We start from the raw sequence: 24,058 nt of genomic DNA on the forward strand, positions 1-24,058 counted from the left end.
CTCCTTCCCCGAACCTGATCGAACCTGACCGAGCCGGCCCAGCCGACGGCCCAGCGCAGCCTACCCGCGAACGTGCATTCCGAGCGAGGTCACCAGCACCGTCGCTTGTTCAGGCGACACGATCGCCCCACCGAGCTCCGCGTGCACCGGGTCCAGCGCCGAGAGGTCGCTGCCGCGCAGCTCCGCACCGCCGAGCTTCACATCGAGCAGCTCGGCGCCCGAGAGGTCGACGTCGGCGAACGTCGCTCCGGTGCAGTCCGCGCGCGACAGGTCGGCCTCGCGCATCCGTACACCCTGGAACTTCACGCCGCGCAGGTCCGCGCCCGCCAGCCCCGTGAACGACCAGTCGCCGCCCAGCACCCTCATCGGCCGCAGCGAGCACTCGGTGAACCGGCTGCCGACGAGCTTGCACCCGCTGAACTCGGCGTCGAACAGGTTGCAGCGCGCGAACGTGCACCCCGTGAACGCCGTGTCCACGTGCTGCGAAGCGTTGAAGCGCACGTTGCCGAACACGCAGTCGATGAAGGAGACACCGCGGGTGACGGCCTCGGTGAGGTCGACCTCGTGGAACTCGCAGCGTTCGAACCGCCGGCCGGTGAACTCGTCGGCGTACCAGTCCTCACGGCGGAAGACCAGCTCGGTTTCGGCGGGCTCGGGCACGCGGCCAAGGTTATCCGCCCCGAGGCGCCGGTCGGCCAACCGGCGCAATGTGCGCGGTGACGCGTTTCATCGTCACCCGGAAGTGGGAATTACTCGGCATGTCCAGATGGCGAACTTCCACCAGAACCAACACGGCAGCCCGAGTGATCACCGCGATCGGCGCGTTGTTCGCGTTCATCGAGGTGGTCTACCTGGTGATGCTGCTCGCCGGTGCCAACACCGCGAACGGCTTCTTCATCTTCATCCGATCCCTGGCCGAACCGCTCGCCCTCTTCTTCCCGGGCCTGTTCCCCGTGAGCAACGGCGACCTCGCGGTGATCCTCAACTACGGCCTCGCCGCGGTGTTCTGGCTGGTCGTGAGCGGGTTCATCGCCCGGCTCGTCGCCCGCTGACCCACTTTCGCCGGGCTGAAACCCAAGGCGGCGAACACCACACGCGGCAGCGATCGGGAACGACGCGAAATACCATGGCGGGATGTCCGAAGGCCGCTGGTTCGAAGCCATGGTTCCCGAGCTCGCGGGCCTCGCCGCCTCACTGCTCCCCAGCGTGCCCGCCACCCCGGCGGCGCTCGCGCGCACGGTCACCGAACAGCTCGTCGGCCGGCGCCTCACCGCGAAGGCCAACGGCGGTGAGGCCCGGTTCACGCTCACCGAACTCGATTACCCGGCCGATTCCCTGCGGCTGGCCACCGGCCGCGTCGGCGACGTGCGGCTGGTGGCCGAAGACGTCGACTGGCCCGCTCCCCCCGCCACCACGCCGTTGCGCCGGGTTGTCGTGGTGGCCAGGGAGGTGCGCGTGCGCAGCCTGCCGACACCAACCGTGACCCCGGCTTCGGTCGAGCTCGACATCACCGTGCCCGGCGACGTGGTGCGCGAGCGCGTTGCCGCGGCCCGGCCGGACGTCGTCGCGACGCCGCACGCCGACGGTTTCCACGTGCGCTGGGCGAAGCACCCTTCGTGGGGCCGGCTTACGCTCACCCCCGCCGTCGCCGACGACGCCGTGGTGCTGACGCCGACCACCCTCCACATCGGACAGCGGGGGTTCCGCACCCCGAAACGGATCCGGCCCGTGGTGCTGCCGCTGTCCGACCTGCCGAAGGGCCTGCGCCTGACCGGCGTGGCCCCGGGTGAGGACGAACTCGTGCTGCACACCGTCGCCGACGAGTGGCCACAACGGCTTTCCCGCGTTCCCCTCCCCGAACTCCTGGCGTGGCTGACGACGGCCGCCCTCACCCTCACGGTGCCGAAGCTCAAGCCCAGGTGACCGGCAGCGAGTGCACCCCGTAGACGACCATGTCCGTGCGCAGCCGCACCTCTTCGGCCGGGATCGCCAGGCGCAGCTCCGGCAGCCGCGCCACCAGCTCCGCCAGCCCCACCCGCAGCTCGGAACGCGCCAGCTGCTGCCCGAGGCACTGGTGCACGCCGTGTCCGAAGGCCAGGTGCGGTGTCCGCGGGCGCGTGAGGTCGAGCCGTTGCGGTTCCGGCCAGTGCTCCGCCGCGCGGTTGGCCTGGGGCACCGAGATCAGCACCGTGTCGCCCGCCGGGATCACCACGTCGCCCACGGTGAGGTCTTCGGTGGCGACGCGCGACGGTCCGATGTGGATGATCGAGAGGTAGCGCAGCAGCTCGTCGACGCCGTTGTCCAGCACCGCCGGGTCCTCCCGCACCAACGCGAGCTGGTCCGGGTGCTCCAGCAGCGCGAAAGTGCCCAGTGCCAGCATGTTCGCCGTGGTCTCGTGGCCCGCGCCGAGCAGCACGGTCGCGATGTCGACCAGTTCCTGTTCGGTCAGCGGCGGTTCGGCGTCGCCGTGGATCAGGCCGGACACGAGGTCGTCGGCCGGGTGCGCGCGCTTGTGCGCCACCAGTTCTCGCATGAACGCGTAGATCGCCTCCGACGCCGCCGCCCGCTCTTCGTCGCTCTTGGTCAGGTTGAGCGCGACCGCCGTGTGCTCCTGGAACTCGGCGCGGTCGGCGTAGTCGACGCCGAGCAGCTCGCAGATCACCAGTGAGGGCAACGGCAACGCGAACGCCGGCACCACGTCACCGGAGTTGCCGGCCGCGCGCATGGCGTCGAGGTGCTCCACGGCGATGTCGCGGATCCGCGCTTCCAGCTGCTGCATGCGCCGCACGGTGAACTGGCCGGTGAGCAGCCGGCGCAGCCGCGTGTGCTCGGGCGGGTCCATGAAGATGAACCGGCCGTCTTCGCGCTGGGTCTCGGCCGGGCAGCTCGCCTCGCCGGGGCGCTGGTCCATCGCGCTGCGGTGGCGGACGGTGTCGGAGCTGAAGCGCGTGTCGGCCATCACCGCGCGGGCCTGCTCGTAGCCGGTGACCACCCAGGCGTGCGCGCCGTTGAGCAGCTCGACCCGCGCCACGGGCGCCTGGTCGGCGAGCACGGCCGGCGGGTCGAACGGGCACTTGCCGCGCTTGAGCATTTCCGGTGGAACCGGGCGGCGCATGGTGGGCGGTTTCGTGGCGGTCATCAACGATCCTTCCGGGTGGTGGGGGCACGCGGGGCGGTCAGGAGTCCGGTGATGGCGTCGGTGAGCGCCGCGCCGACCAGCGGCCAGTCGGCGGGCACCCCGGTGGTCGCGGCGAGCCGTTCCTGCTCCGCGCACGTGTGGATCACCGCGACCCGCGCGGTCTGGCTCCGCAGCGAGGCTTCGGCGGCGGGCAACGGCGTCGCGTGCGCCCACACCGCGGCCGCGCCGTCGGCGAACTCCACCGCCAGCACGGGTTCGACACCCTCGACGTCGAGCAGCGCCGGATCCGTGACCACCTGCGCGAGGAACCGCGCGCACCAGCTGGGGTTGCCGAGGCTCGCCAGGTGGTCGGTGTAGGGCAGTACCAGGCTACCCACGTGGTCACGCGGCCGCCGCGACCTGCGCACGGCCGCCACACGCTCCTTCGCCCGCGCCGCGATCGGCTCGACGTGCGAGCGCGTGATGGCGCGGATCAAGTCCTCACGCGAGCCGACGTGGTAGGCGAGCGCGGAGTTGTTGGCCTGCCCGGCGGCCTCCACGATCTGCCGGTTGGACACCTGGGCCAGGCCACGTTCGGCGAAGAGCCGCTCGGCCGTGCGGAGCAGGAGCTCACGGGTGGCTTCCGCTTGTTCCCGACGCGATCCCGTTTCCACCCCGCGCACCCCTCGTAAGACGATCTTCTTACGAAGCTAGTGCTAAGACACGCGTCTGACAACCATCGGGTCGGGAATTCACCGAACGGCCGCTGGGTTCACACACTCCTGTCCCTCGCCGCGACCAAATGCAACGACGGCAGCATCACGAGCAGGGCGAGCGCGGTCAGGGCGGCTGCCACCCACACAGGCCCCAGGTTGCCGGAGCCCGAGAGCGCCACGGCCCCGATCGCCGGGCCGGCCGCGGCCCCGACGTTGAGGGCGGCGGTTGCGTAGGAACCACCCATGGTGGGCGCTTCGGAGGCCGCGTAGAGCACCCGCGCGATCAGGGTGCTTCCCACCGCGAACGCCAACCCGCCCTGGACGAACACCAGGATGAGCAACAGGACCGGGTTCTCCGCGAGCAGGGCGAAAACCACCCAGCCCAGCACCAGGACCGGCGAGGCTACGCAGAGAGTCAAGCGGGGGCGCCGGTCGGAGAACCGCCCGGCGGCGGTGAGCCCGACGAAGGACCCGACGCCGAACAGCACCAGGGCCGGCGGCACCCACACCTCGTCCAGGCCGGCGGTCCCGGTCACCATCGGTGCGAGGAAGGTGAACGCGGCGAAGGTGCCGCCGTTGACCAGCGCACCGAGCACCATCGCGACGAGCAACCGGGGCGCGCGCAGCTGCGCGACTTCGGAGATCAGAGATGAACTGAACCCATCCGGCGCAGCTTCCCCGCGCGGGCGGATCCCGGTGACGATGCCGAGTGCCGCGGGGACGCACAAGAGCGCGACTGCCCAGAACGTGGCCCGCCAGCCCCAGGCCGTGCTGAGCAGTGCGCCCGCGGGTACGCCGGCGACCGTGGCGACCGTCGTGCCGGACAGCAGGACCGCCAGGGCGCGTCCCTTCCGGTCCGGAGCCACGAGACGGGTCGCGGTGCTGAGCGCGACCGCCAAGAATCCGGCGTTGGCGACCGCGGCCACGACACGGGTCGCCAACAGGACGGAGAACGTCTGGGTCGTCGCGGCAACGACGTGGCAAGCGGCGAAGACCACCACACAGCCGAAGAGTGTGGCCCGGGCGGGCCACCGGCGGGTGAAAGCGGCCATGGTGGGTGCGCCGACGATCATCCCGACCGCGAACGCGGACGTCAGCAATCCGGCGGTCCCGACCGCGACGTCGAGACCGGTGGCGATGTCCGGCACCAGGCCGGCGAGCATGAATTCCGAGGTGCCCATGGTGAAGACGGCCAGGGCAAGCAAGTAGAGAGCGAGAGGCATCGAGGACTCCGAGGCGAGAACCGGACGGAAGGCGTCTCGTCACCACGGCCAGCACCCCGGGGTGCCCGAACAGCCGCCAGGCGCACAACGGCAAGGCGTACAGCGGCAAGGCGGGAAGGCTGGAACCTCAGTGGTTCAGGGGGCTGACGGCGTGACCGAAAGCCCCCGAAGTGGACGCCTCGGGGCTCGACATGATCACCACTCTACTGATCGCCCCCCGGCACCGCACAGCTGTTTCGGGTGAGCCAACGTCCCACCCGCAACAGCTAGGACTCTTCACCCAGGTACCGTGTGTGATCCTCCTGCCGGTTCACGTCCGCCGCGTAGTACTCCTGCGCGAGCTTCTCCGCCTTGCTCCGCATGAGGTCCAGCTGCTTCGTCAGCTCGTCCTGCGCGCTGGTGCCGTCGGCGTCGCGGCGGGAAGCGAACCAGCGTGGCAGGTTCAGGTACGTCTCCACCGACAGCGGCAGGTCCGTGCGCGCGAGCAGCAGCACGCGGTACTGCAGGTCCGGCGTCGCGGCGAGGCGCAGGGGGTCCTTCAGCAGGTCCGAGAGCACCTCGGCCACGTGGCGCACACCGTCCACAGCAGACGTCGGCAGCCGACCGGAGTGGGTGGAAACCGTCTGCACCAGCGCTTCCAGGGACGCGCGCACCTGCGCCGCCTCCACGGTCGGGTCGACGACGAGCCGCACCTTGTCCGGCGGCGCGACCAGGGCGCCGGCGAGGTAGAGCACGGCCATGACCGCGAACATCAGCCACAGCGGCCCGATCACGCCGACCACGTACAGCAGCAGGCCGATCAGGCCGCCGAGGCAACCGGCGATGTTCTTGGTGGAGCTGAACCAACGCCTCATTGGTACCCGCGAATCTCCTGGAAGACACTGGACAGCTGCGCGTTGCGGGCGTCGAAGACCTTGCCGCCGGTCATCGTGGCGACCTGGGTGAGCTCGTCGCCGCTGCCCTCACCGAACAGCACCGTGAACACCGGGATCTGCTTCATCGCGGCTGGCAGCCCGGGGAACTCGGCCTTGAAGGCGTCGAGGTTCTTCCCGCTCTCGTTCTGGCCGTCGGTCATGAGCACGATCGAGTTGAACCGGTCCGGGTCCTGCGCCACGAGCGGCGCCATCACCGTGTACGCGCGCGAAAGGCTGTCGTAGATCGCCGTGCCGCCGCCGGCCTTGAGGCCCTCGACGTAGGCCTTGATCTTCGCCAGCTCGTCCTGCGGGTTCTGCTCGGGCACGGTGAAGGTGGTCGGCTGCCCCGGCGCGGTGTTGAACGGCAGCATCGTCACCTCTTCCCGGCTGCGGAACTGCCGGTAGCGCCCCACGAGCGAGTTGTCCGCGCCCGTGAGCCCGGCCAGCGCCGTGCGCAGGTCCTCGATGCGGTCGCCCTCCATCGAGCCCGACGTGTCGAGCACGTACAGCGTGCGCGACGGCCGGCGGATCTTGCTGAAGTAGGCCTGCAGCAGCGCGTCGACGGCCTGTTGCGTCGCCGGGAACGGCAGCTCCACCAGGTCGTGGGGCACGAACTGCGAGCCGAGCTGCACACCGGGCACGACGGGCCGCCGTTGCGTGACCTGCATGATGCGCTGCTGCGTCTCGGGTTTGCGCAGGTAGTCGGCGAGCCGCTGGTGCGCGTCGCGTGCGGCGTCGTCGGCGCTGGTCAGCAGGGTGAGCGGGTAGTCGGCGGTGATCACGCCGTCGCTCGGGTAGATCAGTTTCAACGGCTGCGGCAGCTTGCCCGAGGAGTTCATCGACAGCAGCACGGACTCGTAGTTGACCAGGCCGTCGACCTTCTGCCCGGGGTCCTGCCCGGTCGCGCGCCGCTGGAACGCGTCGGACAGCCAGCCCGACGAACCGGCCGACATCCGCTGCGCGCTGAAGAACTGCGTGAGCTGCGGCGTGACGGCGGCGATCTGCTGCGCGTCGATCGCCGTGCCCGAGTGCGCCAGCGCCGACGCGACACCCACCAGCGCCGAGAAGCCCGAGTTCGACGCCGACGGGTCGGTCATCCCGTAGGTGAACTCCTTCTTCCCCGCCGCCTCGGCGATGTCACCCCACGTCGGCGCCTTCTTGTCCCAGCCCAGCCGCTGCGCGACCGGGTGGGACAGGCCCAGCACCACCGGCGAGCTCATGATCTTCACCTGGTTGCCCAGGCGCTTGGCCGCGGCGGGAATGCCCGCGGGATAACGGTTCGACGAGAACCACACGGCGTCGTACTTGCCGTCGAGGCTCCCGTTGGCCAGCGCCTCGGCGCCCTCCAGGGTGCCGGTGAACGTGAACTTCGCCTTCACGCCCGTGGCCTTGGCGGCCTCGTCGAGCACCGGCTGCATGTCGGCCAGCTCGCTGCCGGCGAGGATGCGCAGCGTGCCGGCCTGCGGCTGGTCGCCGCTGTCGGTGCCCTCGGACGAAGAACACCCCGTCACGAGCAGTGCGGCGGCGAGCGCCAGTACCGCAAGGTTCTTCACAGCTCCCCCTCGTGCGAACGCCGCAGCCGGTCCTCGGCGCGGCGCAGCTCCCCGGACAACGATTCCACTGTGGACGCCATGTGCAGCACGGCCTCGGCCTTGAACCCGTCGATCGCGTCCAGCGCCGAGTAGATCCGGTCGAACGAGTCGCGCAGCGTGTCGACGGCGACCGCGGGGTCGCTCGACGCCTTGCGGATCTCGGCGCTCTGCGATTCCAGCAGCGCCGCGTTGGCGCGCAGCAGCCCGTCGGTGGTCGACTGCAGCGCGGCGACCTCGTCGAGCACGTCACGCTGGTTGGCCAGCGCCGCGCTCACCAGCAGGGCCACGCGCAGCGCGGAGACGGTGGTGGACACCGCCCGCTCGACGCCGCGGATCAGCTCGTCGTTGGTGCGGCGCACCAGGTCGAGCGCGAGGTACCCCTGCGCGCTCACGGCCAGCTGCGTCAGCACGTCCTGGTGGCGCTGGCGGATCGGGTACAGGATGTCGGCGCGCAACGCGTTGGCGTGCGCGGGATCCGTGAGGTCGAAGACGCCGGCCTGCCGGTCGATGGCGCCGTCGACGGCCTCGGCGAACGCGGCCGCCTCGGCGAGCCGGCCGAGCGTGGCCCACAGGCGTTCGCGCTCGCCCTTGAGCGCCGCGTTGTCGCGCCGCAGCGCGTCCTGGCGGGTGCGCAGCTCGCGGACCAGCGCGTTCACGGGTTCGTTGGCCGCGCGGTAGCGGTCGAGGGCGCGCTTCGCGCCGGCGGCGGCCGGGAAGATGCCGAGCAGCTTGCGGCCGGTGATCGGCAGCTTCGCCGGGTCGAGCTCGGCGACGGTGCGGCGCAGCTCGACCAGGCTCGTGGTCACCTGCTGCTGCGGCGAACCGACGGAGCCGCGCGCGGATTCCAGCGCCTTCGTCGACCGGTCCAGCATCGTGCCCGCGACGGTCGCCGCCGCGCGCATGTCCGCTTCGCCGACGGCGAGGATCTCGTCGAGCAACGTCGTGAACTCGGGCGAGGAAACATCGAGCGCTTCCAGCCGCGTCGCGAACTCGCCGGCGCGACGGGCGATGTCGGCCCGAGTGTCGGCGCCGAGCGCGATCAAGCCGGCGACGCGCTCCACGGGAACCGCCGCCACCGCTTCCGGTGGGGTGAGGGTGAAATCGTCCATCAGTACTGCTTCTGGATCGCGTCGAGCAGCCGTTCCAGCGTTTCGAACGAAGGCGGCTCCACCGTGTCCACGAGATCGGCCGGCACCGGGGACTTGGCCGCGGCCACGACGTCGCGGAACAACTGCGGGTTCGTGGTGCGGAAGCCGAACGTGGCGGCGAGCTTGCCCAGGTCCGGGTCGGCCGAAAGCAGCTGCCCGACCTTGTCACCGTTGGCGGAGAAGGGAACCAGTGTGTGCTTCGAGTACACCGTGGGTGCGGTGTAGAGCATGCGCATGTCTGGCCGGATCGAGCCGTCATTGCGCACCAGACGGTCCACGTACTGCGATTCGTAGATCAATGCCAGCGGCGTTTTGCCCATACCCGCCGAGAGGTAGTCCTCGAACGGTCCCTCGGTGCTGTTCTGCGTGTAGCCCTGATCGAGGAAGAGCTTCGACAGCTGGGGCAGCACCTTGGCTTCCTGGTCGGGCGTGGAGACGACGTTGTTGCCGTGGGCCACGAAGGACACGATCGACAGGTACATCGCTGCGGAGTTCGACTCGCGCGGGTCGGTCGTCGTCACGAGGATGTTCTTGCGCACGGGGTAGGCCGTGTTGCCCGGCAGCTGGTCCCAGCGCGTGCCCGCCTGCGTGAGCTGCAGGTACTTGCCGATGTCGAGCACCTGGTAGTCGCCCGCGCCCTTGTGCACCGCACCCGCGGTGGTCAGCAACTGCACGATCGGTTCGAACGTCGCGATCGCCATCGGCGACTGGAACGGCGTGTACACCGTGGTCACCTTGCGGTCGCGCTGGATCTTCTGCGCCGCGGGCGAGGACGAGGGGAACGCGAACTCGTACTTCGAGAGATCGACCGTGGTCGCGATCTGGCGCGAGCCGGCGGTGTCGACCTCCACCTTCAGGCCGTGCTCGGCGAAGGCGTCGATCACGCGCTGGTCGGTGAAGAAGGCCTGCTTCTCCGAGCCGATCACCCCGCGCACGACGGTGAGGTCACCCCCTCCCGCCGTGTCGTCGCCCCCGGATCTTCCCCAGATGATCACGGCCACGACGGCGAGCACCAGAACCACAGCCAGCCCGATGGACAACCGGCGTTTCACGAACCCACCTTCCGCACGTCCCGCGACGCGTCACCTCGGATCCTTCAGCCCCCGCAACTCGTTTGACGCGCGGCACGAGGAGTTCGAAGTGAACGATCAGTGAACGAACGGGGTCGATCGAGGGAGGCGTTTCCGTTGGCGCGGAAAGGAATTTTCGAACTGGGCGGAGGTGCTCGACTGGTGATCACCGGCACCGCACGAAAACGCGCCGCCGCCTGCTGGTTCAGGCGGCGGCGCGGTGAAGCGTCAGAGCGAAGCCTGCTCCTCCACGGGCAGACAGATCTCGAACCGCGTGTCCCCCGGCACCGACGTCACCTTGATGTCGCCCGAATGCCGCTCCACCACGATCCGCCACGAGATGTCCAGCCCGAGGCCCGTGCCCTCCCCCACGCCCTTCGTCGTGAAGAACGGCTCGAAGATGCGCTGGCGCACCTCTTCGGGAATGCCCGGGCCGGAGTCGCCGATCTCCACGCGGACCTGGTTGCCCACCTGCCAGGTGCGCAGGGTCAGCGTGCCCTCGCCGCCCATGGCCTGCACGGCGTTGTCGATGATGTTGGTCCACACCTGGTTCAGCTCGGCGGCGTAAGCGGGGATGCGGTCGATGGTGCGGTCGTACTCCTTGACCACGCGGACCTTGTCGCCGATCTTGCCCGACAGCATGACCAGCGTGGAGTCGAGTCCTTCGTGGACGTCGATCCACTGGTGCGGCGCGCGGTCCATCTGCGAGTACTGTTTCGCCGCGCCCACGAGCACCGAGATGCGTGTGGTCGAGTCCTCGATCTCGCCCATGAGGATCTCGGTCTCCAGCGCATACGCGAGCCAGCGCAGGGCGCCGTCGAGCAGGCCCTCGCCGACGGACTCCAGCACGCCGTCGAGGTTCTCGGTCCGCAGGCCGGCGGCGACGAAGATCGCGGCGAGGTCCCAGCCCTGGTCGATGCCGTGGTCGTCGAACCAGTCACTGATCTCGTCCTCGCGGTCGGACTGCTGCATCGCGGAGAGCCGCGGTGCGTCGGCGACCGTCTTGACCAGCTGTTCCTGCACGTCGAGCAGCTGCTCCAGCAGGTCGGGGTCGATGTCCTTCTTCGCCAGCAGGGCGAGCTTGTGGCGCATGCCGGCCACCCGCTCACGCAGCGACGCCGTGGCGCGCACCGCGGCCGCGGCCGGGTTGTTGAGCTCGTGGGTGAGCCCGGCCGACAGCTCGCCGAGCGCGAGCAGCCGGCGCCGCGACGAGATCACCAGGTCGGTGTTGCGCCAGCCCAGGTACACGCCCTCCAGTAGGTGGGCCGCCATCGGGAACCAGTTGCGGAACTCCACCGCGAACTCCGCCGAGGGCAGCGCGAGCAGCGTCAGGTCGCCGATCGAGTGCACGGAGGAGTCGTAGACGTGCTCGCTGTCTTGGTGCACGAAGAACTGCCTGGCGCCGAAGTAGGCACCACGCTGGTCGGTGCGTTTGATCTCGACCTCGGCGCCGCTCACCATCCGCGACATCCGCAGCGCACCCGAGAGCACGATGTAGAAGCACGTGGCGGGCTGGCCCTCGCGCAGCACCTCGGTGTCGCCCTCGTAGTGCTCCACCACGGAGTTCTGTTCGATCCAGCTGAGCTGCTCCTCGGAGAGGTGCTCGAACAGGAAGAGGCCGCGGAGTTCCTCGCGCGGCAGTGCGGGCTCCTTCACTGTTCCTCCAGGTAACGGTGGACCAGGGTCACGGCCATGGCACCCTCGCCGACGGCCGAGGCGACGCGCTTCACCGACTGCGACCGCACGTCGCCGGCCACGAACACGCCCGGCACTGAAGACTCCAGGTGGTAGGGATCGCGGTCGAGCGGCCAGCCGGCCGGCTTGCGGCCTTCCACGACCAGGTCTGGCCCCGTCTGGACGAACCCGTGGTGGTCGCGCTGGATCACGTCGCCCAGCCAGTCGGTGCGCGGCGCCGCGCCGATGAAGATGAACAAGTGCCCCGCCTCGACGGTCTCGGTCGCATCGCCGTGGCAGAGGGTCACGGCTTCGAGGTGATCGGCGCCGTGGGCCCGCACGACGGTGGTGCCGGTGCGCACGGTGATGTTGTCGATGCCCGCGATCTGCTCGATCAGGTAGTGCGACATCGACTTCTCCAGCGAATCGCCGCGCACCAGCAGCGAAACCTCGCTCGCGTGCTGCGCGAAGAACACCGCCGCCTGACCCGCGGAGTTCGCGCCGCCGACGATGTACACGTGCTGGCCCTTGCACTCGGGCGCTTCCGTGGCGGCGGAGCCGTAGTAGACGCCGCTGCCGGTGAGCTCGCGGATGCCGTCGGCCTCGTGCGCGCGGTAGGTGACGCCGCTGGCCAGGATCACGGAGTGGGCGGCGATCTCGGAGCCGTCGCCGAACGTGACCACGCGGCTCGATCCGCGCACCTCCAGGCCCACGACGTCGCGCGCGGTGAGCACCTCGGCGCCGAACTTCTGCGCCTGCCGGCGCGCGCGGTCGGTGAGCTGCGCGCCGGACACGCCGTCGGGGAACCCGAGGTAGTTCTCGATGCGCGAGCTCGTGCCCGCCTGCCCGCCGGTGGCCTTGCGCTCGACCAGCACCGTGCGCAGGCCCTCGGACGCGCCGTACACCGCGGCACCCAGGCCGGCCGGGCCGCCGCCGATCACCACGAGGTCGTAGAACTCCTGCGCCGGCCGCGTCGACAGGCCCACGGCGTTCGCGATCTCACCGCCGGTGGGCTGCTTGAGCACGGTGCCGTCGGGCGTCACGACCACCGGGATGTCGGACTCCACGGCGCCGGCCGCGGCCAGGATGCGCCCGCCTTCGTCCTCGTCCACCGAGTACCAGCGGTACGGCACGGCGTTGCGCGCGAGGAAGTCCCGCACCTTGAACGACGGCGCCGAGTACCGGTGGCCGACCAGCTTGGTCTCCTCCACGGACTTGTCGCCGACCGCCAGCCACGTCTCCACGAGGGAGTCGATGACCGGGTAGAGCTTCTCCTCCGGCGGGTCCCACGGCTTGAGCAGGTAGTGGTCGACGTCGACGACGTTGATCGCCTGGATCGCGGCGTCCGTGTCGGCGTAGGCCGTCAGCAGCGCGCGGCGGGCGTTGGGGAACAGGTCCATCGCCTTCTCGAGGAAGGCGATCCCGTCCATGTGCGGCATGCGGTAGTCGGCGAGGATCGCCGCGACGGCGTCGCCGCGCAGCTTGATCTCGCGCAGGGCGTCCAGGGCATCGGCCCCGGAGTCGGCGCGGATCACGCGGTAGTCCTTGCCATAGCGGCGCCGCAGGTCACGCGCGACCGACCGCGAAACAGCGGGGTCGTCGTCGACGGTCATCAGGATCGGCTGGCTCACACCCGACAGCCTACGGCGTGCTCTCGGGCGGTGAGAACGCTTGCGCAGGCTCGACCTGCTCCAGCCGGGCCTGGACCTGGGAATGGGCTCGGAGTTCTTCCGACGCCGAGCTGCACGTGGACGACATCCTGGGGAGGGCCAAAGCCGCCGCGCGCTGGACGTCGGGCATCCGGAAAACGGCTGCGCGGCGGGGGCAGCTTCGCCACTCAAGACTTCACCTCCCACGGCTTTGTCCAGCTGTTCACGGCCCAGTGGATCCACCGCCCAGCAGGACTCCGCGCGCCGGCAACGCCGGCCCTGCGCACCGAGCAGATCTGCACGGCCGCCGAACTTCGCGCTTGGCAGACCGCTTGGCACGGCGGGGACGAATCCCCGGACGTCTTCCGGCCGGCGCTGCTCGACGACCCCTCCGTGCTGGTGCTGGCACTCCACCAAGGCCGAGACCTCGCCGGGGATGTCGTGGTGAACCACACTTCGGGGCTGGTCGGCCTCTCCAACCTCTTCGCGGTCGACGGCAGCGACGTAGCCGCCGTCTGGTCCTCAGCGATCACCGCGGCCGCAGTCCACTGTCCCGGGCTTCCCCTCGTCGGTTACGAACATGGAGACGACCTCGCGCACTCACTCGCCAGCGGCTTCGACGCGCTCGGCCGTCTCCGTGTCTGCCTGCGCGAGTCCTGACCGTCAGCCGCCCTCACCAAGGCGCGGAAAGACGAGCACACGCGGGGCCTGGGGAAGCCCACGTTGGTGCGTGCTGCCTTGAGGCGCTCGTCAGAAGCAAGCCCGACGTTGCGAAAAGCCGCCCGGTCTCCGGACGTGCCGGCAACCGGGCGGCTCTTGACCATCTCATGTGGACTGGGAACCGGTGCGCGCCGAGGCCGCCACCACGGCGCGCACCGGTTGTCTTCGGCGGTGGGCTACGGGTAGCTCACCAGGTTCACCGGCCGCGTCCCGTCGGGTGTGGTCGCGCCGGTGGTGTTGATGACGTGGGTGATCGTGCCCGCGTGGTTCAGCGACACGGTGACCATGTCGTGGAACCGCACGCCCGGGGTGTTGGGCGCCTCGTAGGCGTGGGCGCTGGCCACCGACGGGTTGGTGTTGAAGAAGCAGTAGCTGCCGAGGCCCCACGCTTCGTGGCTGGTGACGTTCGGTCCCACCTTGTACGCCGAAAAGCCTTGCGACGAACCGTTCATCCAGGAGGCCTGGTCGGGCACGTCGTAGGGCATCTCGTTCTGGAAGAAGTACGTGCGCCCGCCGTTGCCGTTCCAGACGACCTGCGTCTTCTGGTAGTGCTCGACGAACAGGCCGTACATGGTGACGTTGTTGCCGTTGACCGTGAGGCCGGTGTCGGCGGTGTTGGTGTTCCAGCCGACGAAGCCGTTGTTCGCCGCGTGGTCGGCGCGCCAGATCCACATGTGGTCGCCGATCACGTTGTTGCTGTTCACCACCAGGCTGTTGGTCGCCTTGCCGACGGCCGAGCCGCCGATGCGGAAGAACACGTCGTGCAGCGACGTCGGGTCGGCCGAGTGGTCGGCGCTCGAGCCGGGCGCGCCGACCTGCATGAGCGTGTTCGAGTTCGTCGTGCCCGCGTCCACGAGCAGGCCGGCGACCTTCACGCCGTTGACGTCGTCCACGTTCATCGCGGTGATGCCGTTGTCGGGCACCAGGGTCGCGATGCCGAGGCCGAGCACCACGGTGTCGGGGCGAGTCACGTGCAGGGTCTGGTTGAGGTGGTAGACGCCCGGCGTGACCAGCAGGTTCTTGCCCGCGGCGAGCGCGGCGTTCATGTCGGCCGCCGAGGCGCCCGGCTTGGCGATGTAGAACTGGTCGAGCGACAGCGAGGAGCCGGCCGGGTTGCCGTTGGCCCAGCTCGTGCCGGACGTGTTGCTGCGCAGCGCCGGCACGAAGACCTGGTACTTGCCCGCGCTGTCGATGTAGAGGAACGGCTTCTCCCGCACGACGGGCGCCTGGCCGACCGTGGTGTAGGGCGGGCTCGGGAACGTGTTCTGCGGCGCGCCGTTCACGCCCACGAAGACCATGTTCCAGTTGGAGCCGTTCCAGCTACCGAACTGCGAGTTGCGCGAGATCCACTGCTGCTGCGAGCCCGAGCGGACCTGCCCGTCGATCTTCGAGTCGGAGATCCAGCCGCCGCTGGCCCAGCCGCCGTCGTCGAGCTGCAGGTCGCCGCGCACGTGCATGCGCCGGTAGGGCGCCGCCTGGGAGACCGCCCACCGGTCCGCCCCACCGGTCGGGTTCACCGACAGGTTCTCGGCCCCACGCCAGAAGTTCTGCGTCGCGTTCTGCGGCGGGAACCAGTCGGCCTCCACGTGCACCGCGCCGTTGATCGTCACCGCGTCGGGACTCAGGCCGAGGCCCAGCACCTGCGTGTAGAAGCCGACGTTCACGTCCGCCGAGTACGTGCCCGGCTTGAACATCACGGCGTAGCGCTGGCTGCCGAACTGGTTCTTCTCTTGCTGGCTGAAGATGCTGTTCAGCCTGCTCTGGATGCTCGCGGCGGACATCGACGGATCGAAGATCACGACGTTCGGACCGAGGTCCGGGTCCGTACTCGGAGGAGTTGTAGTGCCACCCACAGGAGTTATTCTGAACGATTGCGCACTGGTGTTATTACAGGCGTACTGCTCCAGCTGAACCCCGTCTGCGATATTGGCGCCCGGCACGTCGAGGCACTTGCCACTGTTGCGGTTCACGAAGTGGTACGCGCCGCTCGACTCCTGCACCGGCAACCACTGCTGGTTGAGACCATTCGAGTACGACCAGAGCTGCACCAGCCCCCCGTCGTCCTTCGAGACGTCCGTGACGTCCCACGACTGGGCCGCGTTGAGCTGCGAGTTCACCCGCACGTAGCCATCACCGGTCGGCTGGAACTGCCAAACCTGCGACGACGTCCGGTTGCAGCTGTACTGCTGCACGACGGTGCCATTCGCACTGGCCGCCGACTTGGCATCCACGCACTTCCCGCTGTTCCCCGCCTGCACGGTGAACCACTGATCAGGCGCGATCGCCGCCTGCGCTTGTGATGCCAGCGCCACGCACCCCGCCGCCACCGTCAACGCGGACAGCACCAGCGTGCCCACTCTCCGCAACCCCATCGGAACCTCCTCCGCCGCACCGCCGCGGCCTCTCACACACAAGACGGCAAGGCTTCAGCCCAGGGATGAAGACGCGGCGTAGCGGGCGGGGACCTCGGCGTCACAACCGGGTGAAAATGTAACGGCGGCCACACAGGGAGTCAATACAGAGCTAAAAATAAGTCATGAAGAGGTGGTTGAGCTGGGATTCTCGGCGGTCGGCCGGGTTCGCTCACGCTGCGGAGTCCCGGGGTGCGGCGCTTGGCCGGGGGTGGATCTTTCCCGGGTCGGGAGTTTTGGCGTCTGACCTGGGGTTTTGGTGGGGTGCACCCCCCGGTGAAGGGGGTCCGGGGCGGGGTGTAGTCTTTGTTCACACGAGATGCGGAGTTCACCTTCGCTTCGGGGCTATGGCGCAGCTGGTAGCGCACCTCACTGGCAGTGAGGGGGTCAGGGGTTCGAGTCCCCTTAGCTCCACTCTGATTTGAAACCCCTTCGTTTCGGCCGTTGTGGCTGGGCGGAGGGGTTTTCTACGTTAGGTGCTCGATCTTCTTCGGTGATCGACTTGCGGCGACATCTTGTGCTCCTGCCGGCGTAGAACTGGAGCACTGCCCCAGCCTCGGCCCGGCGTCGGCGCGGTGTTCTCGCTGCTTCCGGGCCCGGCTGACGGCCGACCCTCAGATCGGCGACGAGGAGGACCACCACCGCCGAACACCCACATGCGAATAGGCTCCACAACCCGGTTGTCCAGATGATGACCCAGGCCGGCAACAGGGTGGCGCCGGTCAGCGCAGCGCGAAGAGGTCTTGGACATCAACTCCGACCGGCGGCAACCGTGGATGGTGAGAGCAGCCAGCTGAATTCCACTTCGCCGGCTGGGCAGCAGATTCGCGGCGACGTCGTCCGCGCGGTAGGACGAAACACCACGACAAGCGGAACGGTTCCACGGCGTCCTTTTTGGACGGTGACCTACCGGAGCGAGCCTTCCGCGTCCGCGGGGAGCGTCCGCTGGATGCGGCCGAGGACCGCGAGCACCGCCACCATCGCGACCGGGAAGATCGCGAACACGAAGAACGTGCCCTTCGCGCTGATTCCGTCGTCCAGCAGCAGCCCGGCGAGCCACGGGCCGAGCATCGCGCCGAGCTTCGACACCGACGCTGCCCAGCCACCGCCGCTCGCGCGGATCCCCGGGCGGTAGAAGATGCCGGAAATGCTGATCACACCGCCATTCCCACCGAAAATGAAGATGTTCGACAGGATGAGCACCACCACGTAGCCGGGCGTGCCGAGCGGTGCGAAACCGATCAGGATGAGGCACGGCACGGCCAGCAGCGGCATCCACATGATCGAGCCTGCGCCCCGGCGGTCGATGAACCGGCTGATCAGCACCTGGCCCAACGCGCCCGCGACCGACGCGGCCGCGGCGAGATTCGCTGCCGCCGACACGCTGAAACCCAGTTGGTGGTTGAGAATCGGGCTCCAGAACGCGAGGTAGAACACGATCGTCGCGGAGCAGAACCACGCCGCCCAGACAAGCGGCGTGAGCCACGCCAGCTTGCCACGGAACAGCTGCGCCGGGGTGAACCGCGCCCGCTCGGCGTCCTGCGTCCCCATCACGAACCGTGCGTCGGCCGGTGCTTGGAGCCCCGGGCTGACACGGCGGAGGAGGGGGAGAATCTTTTCCCGCCGCACATTGTGTTCGGCGAGGAACTTGATCGACTCCGGCATGAAGAGAATCACCGGAATCAGCACGGCGAACGACGCGATTCCGCCGGCGAGGAACACCGACGACCAGCCGTGGTGCGGGATCAGCAGGTTCGACACCGGCCCACCCGACGCGCTGCCCAGGCTGTAGCCGACCATCACGATGACGACCGACGTGGACCGCAGCCGCCTCGGCGCGAACTCACTCACCAGCGCCCATACCAGCGGGAGCGCGCCACCGATGAACAGCCCGGTGGCGAACCGCAGAAGCACCAGCTCGGTGTAGTTCGCGGCGAACGCGAACAGCACCATGAACACGGCGAAGCCCGCCACCGAGCCGATGATCGATGGCTTGCGGCCGAACTTGTCACCCAGATACCCGATCGCGATGCCACCGACCAGCTGGCCCACCACACCGATGGTGCCGAGCGTGCCGAGCTGCGTGTTGTTGATCCCGAAATCATGCTTCAGGAAACTGCCCGCGAACGAGATGATCTGCAGATCGAAGCCTTCGAGAAAGGTGACCAGCCAAGCCACAGCGAACAGCGCGACCCAGAACCCGGCGATGCGCTGGTTCTCGATCAGCGGCCCGACGTCGATGATCGGCCGATCTCTCATTGTGTCCGACATGCACACTCCTTTGTGCGCTCGAAAACACTCTGTAATGGCCTGCTGCGGCGGTGCAGGTGGCGGCGCAGGCCGGCTGCCCACGGCAAGCGGCTCCGCCGATCAGGAAATCGCCTATTTCTGTCCGGTGTGAACGATCAGGCGATCGCCTTCGAAATGGATGGCGTCGCCGCAGGCCTTGGTGAGGAACTCCACCTCTTCCGGCACCTCGTCGAGCGACACGACGCGCGGTTCGAGATTCTCCGCCGGCTTGACGAAACGGGCGCTCCAACGGAAATCGCCGTCCGTCAGCTCGAGTTCGGCGAGCAAACCGGGCTGGCCCGGGTGCTTCACCTTCGCCACGAAGTCCCAGCCGAAGATCACCTGGCTCAACCCGTAGAAGATCGGCTTGCCTCGGTAGACCTCGATGGGCTGGATGACGTGCGCGTGCGAGCCGAAAACCACATCCGCGCCCGCGTCGATGCACACCTGCGCGAGAGTGCGCTGGTAATCCACGACATCACGCTGAGATGACACTCCGAAGTGGAAGAACGCGACGACGATATCGGAGTTTTCCCGCTCGGCCGCGATATCCGCACGCAGCGCTTCGACATCGGCCGGGTCGGGTGTTGTGATCGTCTTCGCGGGCAGGCCCGGCATCTCGATGAGCCGGAAGTGTGGATGGTACGACGTCGTCACGTGGATCGGCGCGACACCGGCGCGGGTGTCCGTCGCCTCGTGGCCGTGCGGCCAGAACACCGCCGTGCGCGATACCAGGGAAATCCGCTTTCCGTCCACTTCGGTCCGCGCCGCGCGGTGCGCGCTCGCGCGGTCCAGGCCGGCACCGGAGTGCACGATCCCCGCCTCGTCGAGCTGTTTCACCGTGGTGCCAATGGGTTCCTCACCGAAGGTCACGTTGCTCGCCAGATTGAGCATGCGAAACCCAGCCTCGGCGAGGTTCGGCGCATGACCTTCGCCGACGTGCCTGAAGCCTGGCTTGTAGAACAACTCGGCCGGCTCCGCGAGCAGGCCTTCGAGGTTGCCGATGGCGAGGTTCAGCTCAGCCAACTGCGGCATCAACTGGCGGAAGGGGTTCGACTCGGTGGCGAAATTATCCAGGTTGATGTCGCCGACCGCACCCATCCGGAACGGGCCCGATGTTGCCATCGCGTACTCCTCGCTTTCCCAGGCGCCTGTCCGATATTCGTAACACCTGTACGGATATTAGACCGTAGCCAGCGCAGACGGGTGCGTCAATGCCCCACGAAACAGCAGGAAAAAGTAGAAATGCCTCAGATGCGGACGAATCGGGCGACACGCTGAGCCGCCTCGACGATGACCGCCGCCTTGTCGTCGATGACGTCGATGACGTTGGGGAACAGCACGGTCACGCAGGCGTCGCTCGGGCCGGGCGACGACGGAATGGGCGCCGCGATCGCGGTCGCCTGGTAGTCGATGACGATGTGCCGCGCGGCGAAGCCCTTGGCCCGCGCCTGCCGCAGCTCCTCGTCGTCATCCGGACTGGGCTCGAGCGTCAGCCGCAATGCGAGGCCCGAAGTGCTGTCGTCAATCGGTCGGCGGGTACCCTCCCGCGAGCGCACCGCCATCCGCGCGAACTCCGGCTCGACCGCGAGCACGTAGACAACCTCATCGCCGTCGCGCAGACCGAGCACAGCGGTGGTGTCGAGCTGGTGCACCAGCGACTTGATGATCGGAAAGGCCGCGCTGCGCAGGTCCTTCTGAACACTGCGGGACAACGACAGCAGGCCGAGCCCGAGGTCGTAGCGACCGTTCTCGACCTCGTTGCTCAGCAGGTGGTGCTGCGCCAACGTATGGAGCAGGCGGTACACGATCGGCCGTGAGAGCCCGAGCGATTTGGCAATCTCCTGCGCGGCGAGCGGCCGGCCTTCCGTGGCGAGGAGTTCGAGCACCTGAAGGCCCCGGCTCAGCGTCTGCGACACCGACCGGTCCGGTTTGCCCGAGCCTCGACCCTCCATCAGCGAAACGCTAGCAGGCGCCCTCGCGGGGCGCCGAAACAGCATCGGCGAGGCCCAGGCGCCCACCCCGCCGAAGACCCATATCGACTCTCGTCAGCGACAGTGCGGCACTCAGGAGGTTGTGAGATAGGCGGCGCAAGCGAGAGAGCGTGTATCCACGCAGTCTGCCATTTTCCACCGCGCCTTCGGCGAGGTGCGGTTCCATTCGACCAACGTCCGTCCGGAGAAAATACAGGAAGCAATTCTACGAACAGGAAATCTCCGCCACCATATCGACCATGAATGCCTTATAGTCGTCCGGAAGTGAAAACTTCAGTTCAGTTTCGAAACGCTCAATTTCAGCCTCGGATGGGAGCCACGAGTCGAACGCTTGAAGACCCCAGCGGAGAAGACTTGCACAGCTCGCGAAGATCGAGCCCCCTGATAGACGTAGCGCTGTACGAACCATCGGTCCTGCGCCTCGGTGAGCTGCACCGTCACAGGAACCTGCAGCCGCTCATCGGTGCGCAGCTTCCGGGAAAGTCATCCGACCACCGCCCAGGAACTCCTGGGTAGTGACACCCAGTGCACACCCATCACCATCAGTCAGCGAGCCGCTCGCAGCCTGACGGAGTCCCTGGGGCTGAGGCACAATCGGGCACATGGACTCCGAACAGCTGCGCGCGACCCAGGCCCCCTTGAAGGACAAGTACCGCGACGAACCGGAGAGCGCCCTCATCACGCTGCACGCCGACGCCGAGCTCGACGGGCTCGGCATCTCGTGCAAGGTCGACACCGGCCGCGCCATCGTGGAGGCCGGGCTGCACCCCGCGACGGGCGGGGACGGCAGCCTGGCGTGCTCCGGTGACATGCTGCTCGAAGCGCTGGTCGCCTGCGCCGGGGTGACGTTGCGGGCCGTGGCGACATCGTTGGGGCTCGAGGTGCGGGGTGGGCGGGTCCGGGCGGAAGGTGACCTCGACTTTCGCGGCACGCTGGCCGTCGCGAAGGACGCGCCGGTGGGGTTTCGGGCGATTCGGCTGGCGTTCGACCTGGATACGGACGCCGATGCCGAGCAGATCGCGACGTTGAAGAAGCTGACCGAGCGCTACTGCGTGGTGTTCCAGTCGCTGCGGACGCCGCCGGAGTTCGCGGTGACGATGGCGGCGAGCTGAAGGACCGGATCAGGCCTTCTTCCGCTGCCGTCCCAGCACGTACCGGGCCGCCTCGATAAAAGCCGAGCACGCCGGGTCGGTTTCGTCCGGGTGCCAGGCCAGGGCGACGCGGCTGGGTGGCAGGCCGGTGAGCGGCACGTATGTGATACCGGGGCGAGGAAAATACGTCTGGGCCGCCGCGCTGGTCAAGGTGGTGGCGCGGCCGAGGGCGACGGTCTGGAGCTCCTCGTCGATGTCGCGGACTTCCACCCGGCGCGCCGAATCGAGGACGTCGCCGCCGGACCAGAAGGCGGCCCACAGCGCGTCCGGGGTGCGGCGGATGACGATGGGGTCCGCCAGCAGCTCGGTGACATCCACCGTGTGCCGGCGGGCGAGCGGGTGGGTCGACGGCAGGCCGGCGACGCGGGGTTCGGTGAGCAGGGTCAGCATGCGCAGCCGGCGCGAGCGGAACGGCGGGCGGACGAACGCCAGCGGCACGCTGCGATCGTGCAGGCCCGCGGACGGGTCTTCCCAGCCGTGGCGTTTCAGCTCGATCTCGACGCCCGGGCTGCGTTCCCGGAAACGCTCGATGATGTCGGCGGTCAGGTCGCCCGCGGCGACGCCGTAGAAGCCGATCGGGATGACGCGGCCGTGGGCCGACTGGCGGGCCTCCTGTTCGGCATCCGAGAGTTGGCGCAGGATCTCGCGGGCGCGCGCGACGAAGCGGTCGCCCGCGTCGGTGCACACGACCGAGCGGGTGGTGCGCCGGAAGAGGGGCACGCCGAGGTGGTGCTCGATCGCCTTGACGCGGGCGGACAGCGCGGGCTGCGACATGTGCAGGCGCTCGGCGGCGCGGGTGAAGTTGAGCGTCTCGGCCACCGCGACGACGTAGCGCAAGTGCCGGGCTTCGAGATCCATAACCCCACGCTACTGAATCGGCCCTGATCGCTCCTTCCGCCCGATCACACCTGAGCGACCGTGGTGCCATCCCCGCCCATAACGCAGGATGGGGTCATGAACGAACCGACGATGTCCGAAAATCGGCTGCGGGGCTACGTTTCGCACGGCGAACAGCTGCGGTCCGGCGAGCTCAGCCCGCGGGACTACCTCGAGGAGACACTCACGCGGATCAGCGCGCGCGACGGGGAGGTCGGCGCGTTCGTCGTCCTCAACGAGGAGGGGGCGCGGCGCGCGGCGGACGAGTCGGCGAAGCGCTGGAGCGCCGGGGAGCCGCTGTCGGCGATCGACGGGATGCCGGTGGCGGTCAAGGACATCATCGAGACGGCCGACATGCCGACCGGGCAGGGTTCGCCGATGTGGGAGGGCACCGACTGGAAGCGGGACTCCGCGGCGGTGCACGCGTTGCGCGAGGCCGGCGCGGTCATCGTGGGCAAGACCACCACCACGGAGTTCGCCTCGAAGCACCCGTGGCACAGCACCACCAACCCGCACGATCCGGCGCGCACGCCGGGCGGCTCGTCCAGTGGGACGGCGGCGGCGGTGGGCGCCGGGATGGTGCCGGTGGGCCTCGGCACGCAGCTGGTCGGATCGATCCTGCGGCCGTCGAGCTTCTGTGGCGCGGTGGGGTTCAAGCCGAGCGTCGGGGCGGTCAACCGCAGTGGTTCGCACGATCACTTCAGCCAGAGCTGCCAGGGCTCGATCGGCGCGACGCTCGCCGACACCTGGACCGTGCTGCGCGCCATCGTCGACCGCGCGGGCGGCGACCCCGGCTTCGTGGGCCTCGCCGGCGACGTGGACTTCGGCCGGCGCACCAAGCCGGCGCGGCTCGCGGTGCTCGAGACGGCCGGCTGGAGCTCGACGACCGAAGGCGCGCGTCAGGCGTTCGACGCGGTGAAGCACCGCCTGCGTGAACAGGGCGTCGAGGTGGTGGGCCGGGCGGACGACGCGGGCATCGAGACCGTCGAGAACGCCGTGGCCGAGGCCCTGCGACTGACCATGACGATCGTCGCGTGGGAAGGGCGGTGGCCGGTCAACACCTACGCCGACCGCAACGTCGACCAGCTCAGCCTCGATGCCCGCGACCGCCTCAAGACGGCCGAGGCGATGACGCAGCAGGAATACGCCGAGCTCCTCGGCCGCCGCGCCGCCGCGCGCGCGACCTACGAGGACACCGCGGCGAACTTCGACGCGGTCATCACCCTCGGCGCGTGCGGCGCCGCGCCGGTCGGTCTGGAGTCGACGGGTGACGTCGCCATGAACGTGACCGCCTCCATGCTCGGCGGCCCGGCCCTGACGCTCCCGGTGCTGACCGACGAAGGACTTCCGCTGGGCCTGCAGTTGATCGGGCGCATGAACCGCGACGCGGCGCTGTTCGAGGTGGCGAACTGGGTTGCGGGTGAGGGGCTGGGCCGTCCGGATCTGGTGGGCGCGGTGGGCTGAAGCCGCGAGAACCGTTACCGGGAAACCGTTTCCCGGTAACGGTGGCGGT

Annotated in this window: 21 protein-coding genes and 1 tRNA gene; 6 read left to right on the forward strand and 16 right to left on the reverse strand. The window is 68.9% G+C overall.

Going from position 1 to position 24,058, the window contains the following annotated elements; translation table 11 throughout:
• Nucleotides 1-60 precede the first annotated feature (60 nt).
• Complete coding sequence (locus ACWEOE_RS27370) at nt 61-660, reverse strand: pentapeptide repeat-containing protein (RefSeq protein WP_452013982.1); 600 nt, start codon at nt 658-660, stop codon at nt 61-63.
• 98 nt (nt 661-758) lie between these two features.
• Here ACWEOE_RS27370 and ACWEOE_RS27375 point away from each other — a divergent pair, with 98 nt between their 5' ends.
• Together ACWEOE_RS27375 and ACWEOE_RS27380 are read left to right on the forward strand one after the other, a co-directional pair.
• The gene (locus ACWEOE_RS27375) at nt 759-1,052 is read left to right on the forward strand and encodes a hypothetical protein (protein WP_452013984.1); all 294 of its coding nucleotides are present in this window, start codon (nt 759-761) and stop codon (nt 1,050-1,052) included.
• A gap of 82 nt (nt 1,053-1,134) precedes the next feature.
• Nucleotides 1,135-1,923 (forward strand): hypothetical protein, encoded by a 789-nt coding sequence (locus tag ACWEOE_RS27380; RefSeq protein WP_452013986.1) that lies wholly within the window; start codon nt 1,135-1,137, stop codon nt 1,921-1,923.
• Here ACWEOE_RS27380 and ACWEOE_RS27385 read toward each other — a convergent pair.
• From ACWEOE_RS27385 to ACWEOE_RS27425, 9 genes are all read right to left on the reverse strand, one after another.
• Nucleotides 1,910-3,139: a cytochrome P450 gene (locus ACWEOE_RS27385; protein WP_452013988.1), complete on the reverse strand. Its 1,230-nt coding sequence runs from the start codon at nt 3,137-3,139 to the stop codon at nt 1,910-1,912. The genes ACWEOE_RS27380 and ACWEOE_RS27385 overlap by 14 nt on opposite strands.
• Nucleotides 3,139-3,792, reverse strand: a complete 654-nt coding sequence (locus ACWEOE_RS27390; protein ID WP_452013990.1) for a TetR/AcrR family transcriptional regulator — start codon at nt 3,790-3,792, stop codon at nt 3,139-3,141. The genes ACWEOE_RS27385 and ACWEOE_RS27390 overlap by 1 nt, the downstream gene beginning before the upstream one ends.
• Nucleotides 3,793-3,890: 98 nt before the next feature.
• A complete protein-coding gene (locus tag ACWEOE_RS27395; RefSeq protein ID WP_452013992.1) occupies nt 3,891-5,057 on the reverse strand; it encodes a Cmx/CmrA family chloramphenicol efflux MFS transporter in 1,167 nt (388 codons plus the stop codon).
• A gap of 266 nt (nt 5,058-5,323) precedes the next feature.
• Nucleotides 5,324-5,911 carry a hypothetical protein gene (locus ACWEOE_RS27400; protein WP_452013994.1) on the reverse strand — a complete coding sequence of 196 codons (588 nt, stop codon included), beginning with the start codon at nt 5,909-5,911 and terminating at the stop codon, nt 5,324-5,326.
• A complete protein-coding gene (locus ACWEOE_RS27405) occupies nt 5,908-7,524 on the reverse strand; it encodes a substrate-binding domain-containing protein (protein ID WP_452013996.1) in 1,617 nt (538 codons plus the stop codon). The genes ACWEOE_RS27400 and ACWEOE_RS27405 overlap by 4 nt, the downstream gene beginning before the upstream one ends.
• Entirely contained in the window at nt 7,521-8,672 is a 1,152-nt protein-coding gene (locus tag ACWEOE_RS27410) for a toxic anion resistance protein (RefSeq protein WP_452013998.1), read from the reverse strand. Before ACWEOE_RS27410 ends, ACWEOE_RS27405 begins: the two co-directional genes overlap by 4 nt.
• Nucleotides 8,672-9,763, reverse strand: coding sequence for a hypothetical protein (locus ACWEOE_RS27415; protein WP_452014000.1), 1,092 nt, complete (start codon nt 9,761-9,763; stop codon nt 8,672-8,674). The genes ACWEOE_RS27410 and ACWEOE_RS27415 overlap by 1 nt, the downstream gene beginning before the upstream one ends.
• 246 nt (nt 9,764-10,009) lie before the next feature.
• Nucleotides 10,010-11,437 (reverse strand): ATP-binding protein, encoded by a 1,428-nt coding sequence (locus ACWEOE_RS27420; protein ID WP_452014002.1) that lies wholly within the window; start codon nt 11,435-11,437, stop codon nt 10,010-10,012.
• On the reverse strand, nt 11,434-13,086 hold the full coding sequence (locus tag ACWEOE_RS27425; protein WP_452014004.1) for an FAD-dependent oxidoreductase: 1,653 nt from the start codon (nt 13,084-13,086) through the stop codon (nt 11,434-11,436). Before ACWEOE_RS27425 ends, ACWEOE_RS27420 begins: the two co-directional genes overlap by 4 nt.
• 462 nt (nt 13,087-13,548) lie before the next feature.
• Between ACWEOE_RS27425 and ACWEOE_RS27430 the strand changes: the two genes are divergently transcribed.
• Complete coding sequence (locus ACWEOE_RS27430; protein ID WP_452014006.1) at nt 13,549-13,764, forward strand: hypothetical protein; 216 nt, start codon at nt 13,549-13,551, stop codon at nt 13,762-13,764.
• A gap of 236 nt (nt 13,765-14,000) precedes the next feature.
• Here ACWEOE_RS27430 and ACWEOE_RS27435 read toward each other — a convergent pair whose 3' ends face one another.
• Entirely contained in the window at nt 14,001-16,196 is a 2,196-nt protein-coding gene (locus ACWEOE_RS27435; protein ID WP_452014008.1) for an RICIN domain-containing protein, read from the reverse strand.
• Between the two features lie 380 nt (nt 16,197-16,576).
• Here ACWEOE_RS27435 and ACWEOE_RS27440 point away from each other — a divergent pair.
• Nucleotides 16,577-16,649 (forward strand) — tRNA-Ala (locus tag ACWEOE_RS27440).
• A gap of 492 nt (nt 16,650-17,141) precedes the next feature.
• Here ACWEOE_RS27440 and ACWEOE_RS27445 read toward each other — a convergent pair.
• The 4 genes from ACWEOE_RS27445 to ACWEOE_RS27460 form a co-directional block, all read right to left on the reverse strand.
• Nucleotides 17,142-18,587: an MFS transporter gene (locus ACWEOE_RS27445; protein ID WP_452014010.1), complete on the reverse strand. Its 1,446-nt coding sequence runs from the start codon at nt 18,585-18,587 to the stop codon at nt 17,142-17,144.
• 30 nt (nt 18,588-18,617) lie between these two features.
• A complete protein-coding gene (locus ACWEOE_RS27450) occupies nt 18,618-19,649 on the reverse strand; it encodes a CapA family protein (RefSeq protein ID WP_452014012.1) in 1,032 nt (343 codons plus the stop codon).
• A gap of 125 nt (nt 19,650-19,774) precedes the next feature.
• Entirely contained in the window at nt 19,775-20,479 is a 705-nt protein-coding gene (locus ACWEOE_RS27455; protein WP_452014014.1) for an IclR family transcriptional regulator, read from the reverse strand.
• Nucleotides 20,480-20,723: 244 nt separating this feature from the next.
• A complete protein-coding gene (locus tag ACWEOE_RS27460) occupies nt 20,724-20,927 on the reverse strand; it encodes an SMI1/KNR4 family protein (RefSeq protein WP_452014016.1) in 204 nt (67 codons plus the stop codon).
• 193 nt (nt 20,928-21,120) lie between these two features.
• On the opposite strand from ACWEOE_RS27460, the gene ACWEOE_RS27465 reads away from it, so the two are divergent.
• Nucleotides 21,121-21,630: an OsmC family protein gene (locus ACWEOE_RS27465; RefSeq protein WP_452014018.1), complete on the forward strand. Its 510-nt coding sequence runs from the start codon at nt 21,121-21,123 to the stop codon at nt 21,628-21,630.
• 9 nt (nt 21,631-21,639) lie between these two features.
• Here the strand turns inward: ACWEOE_RS27465 and ACWEOE_RS27470 are convergent, their stop codons facing one another.
• On the reverse strand, nt 21,640-22,527 hold the full coding sequence (locus tag ACWEOE_RS27470) for a LysR family transcriptional regulator (RefSeq protein WP_452014020.1): 888 nt from the start codon (nt 22,525-22,527) through the stop codon (nt 21,640-21,642).
• A gap of 96 nt (nt 22,528-22,623) precedes the next feature.
• Here ACWEOE_RS27470 and ACWEOE_RS27475 point away from each other — a divergent pair, with 96 nt between their 5' ends.
• Entirely contained in the window at nt 22,624-24,009 is a 1,386-nt protein-coding gene (locus ACWEOE_RS27475) for an amidase (RefSeq protein WP_452014022.1), read from the forward strand.
• Nucleotides 24,010-24,058 lie beyond the last annotated feature (49 nt).

The organism is Amycolatopsis sp. NPDC004368 (assembly GCF_053602515.1).

Bases quoted from the DNA above. Each gene is read 5' to 3' on its own strand.
- ACWEOE_RS27450 (WP_452014012.1), bottom strand. From the start codon at position 19,649: ATGGCAACATCGGGCCCGTTCCGGATGGGTGCGGTCGGCGACATCAAC.
- ACWEOE_RS27385 (WP_452013988.1), bottom strand. From the start codon at position 3,139: ATGACCGCCACGAAACCGCCCACCATGCGCCGCCCGGTTCCACCGGAA.
- ACWEOE_RS27400 (WP_452013994.1), bottom strand. From the start codon at position 5,911: ATGAGGCGTTGGTTCAGCTCCACCAAGAACATCGCCGGTTGCCTCGGC.
- ACWEOE_RS27380 (WP_452013986.1), top strand. From the start codon at position 1,135: ATGTCCGAAGGCCGCTGGTTCGAAGCCATGGTTCCCGAGCTCGCGGGC.
- ACWEOE_RS27470 (WP_452014020.1), bottom strand. From the start codon at position 22,527: ATGGATCTCGAAGCCCGGCACTTGCGCTACGTCGTCGCGGTGGCCGAG.
- ACWEOE_RS27465 (WP_452014018.1), top strand. From the start codon at position 21,121: ATGGACTCCGAACAGCTGCGCGCGACCCAGGCCCCCTTGAAGGACAAG.
- ACWEOE_RS27455 (WP_452014014.1), bottom strand. From the start codon at position 20,479: ATGGAGGGTCGAGGCTCGGGCAAACCGGACCGGTCGGTGTCGCAGACG.
- ACWEOE_RS27395 (WP_452013992.1), bottom strand. From the start codon at position 5,057: ATGCCTCTCGCTCTCTACTTGCTTGCCCTGGCCGTCTTCACCATGGGC.
- ACWEOE_RS27475 (WP_452014022.1), top strand. From the start codon at position 22,624: ATGAACGAACCGACGATGTCCGAAAATCGGCTGCGGGGCTACGTTTCG.
- ACWEOE_RS27435 (WP_452014008.1), bottom strand. From the start codon at position 16,196: ATGGGGTTGCGGAGAGTGGGCACGCTGGTGCTGTCCGCGTTGACGGTG.
- ACWEOE_RS27460 (WP_452014016.1), bottom strand. From the start codon at position 20,927: ATGGTTCGTACAGCGCTACGTCTATCAGGGGGCTCGATCTTCGCGAGC.
- ACWEOE_RS27410 (WP_452013998.1), bottom strand. From the start codon at position 8,672: ATGGACGATTTCACCCTCACCCCACCGGAAGCGGTGGCGGCGGTTCCC.
- ACWEOE_RS27375 (WP_452013984.1), top strand. From the start codon at position 759: ATGTCCAGATGGCGAACTTCCACCAGAACCAACACGGCAGCCCGAGTG.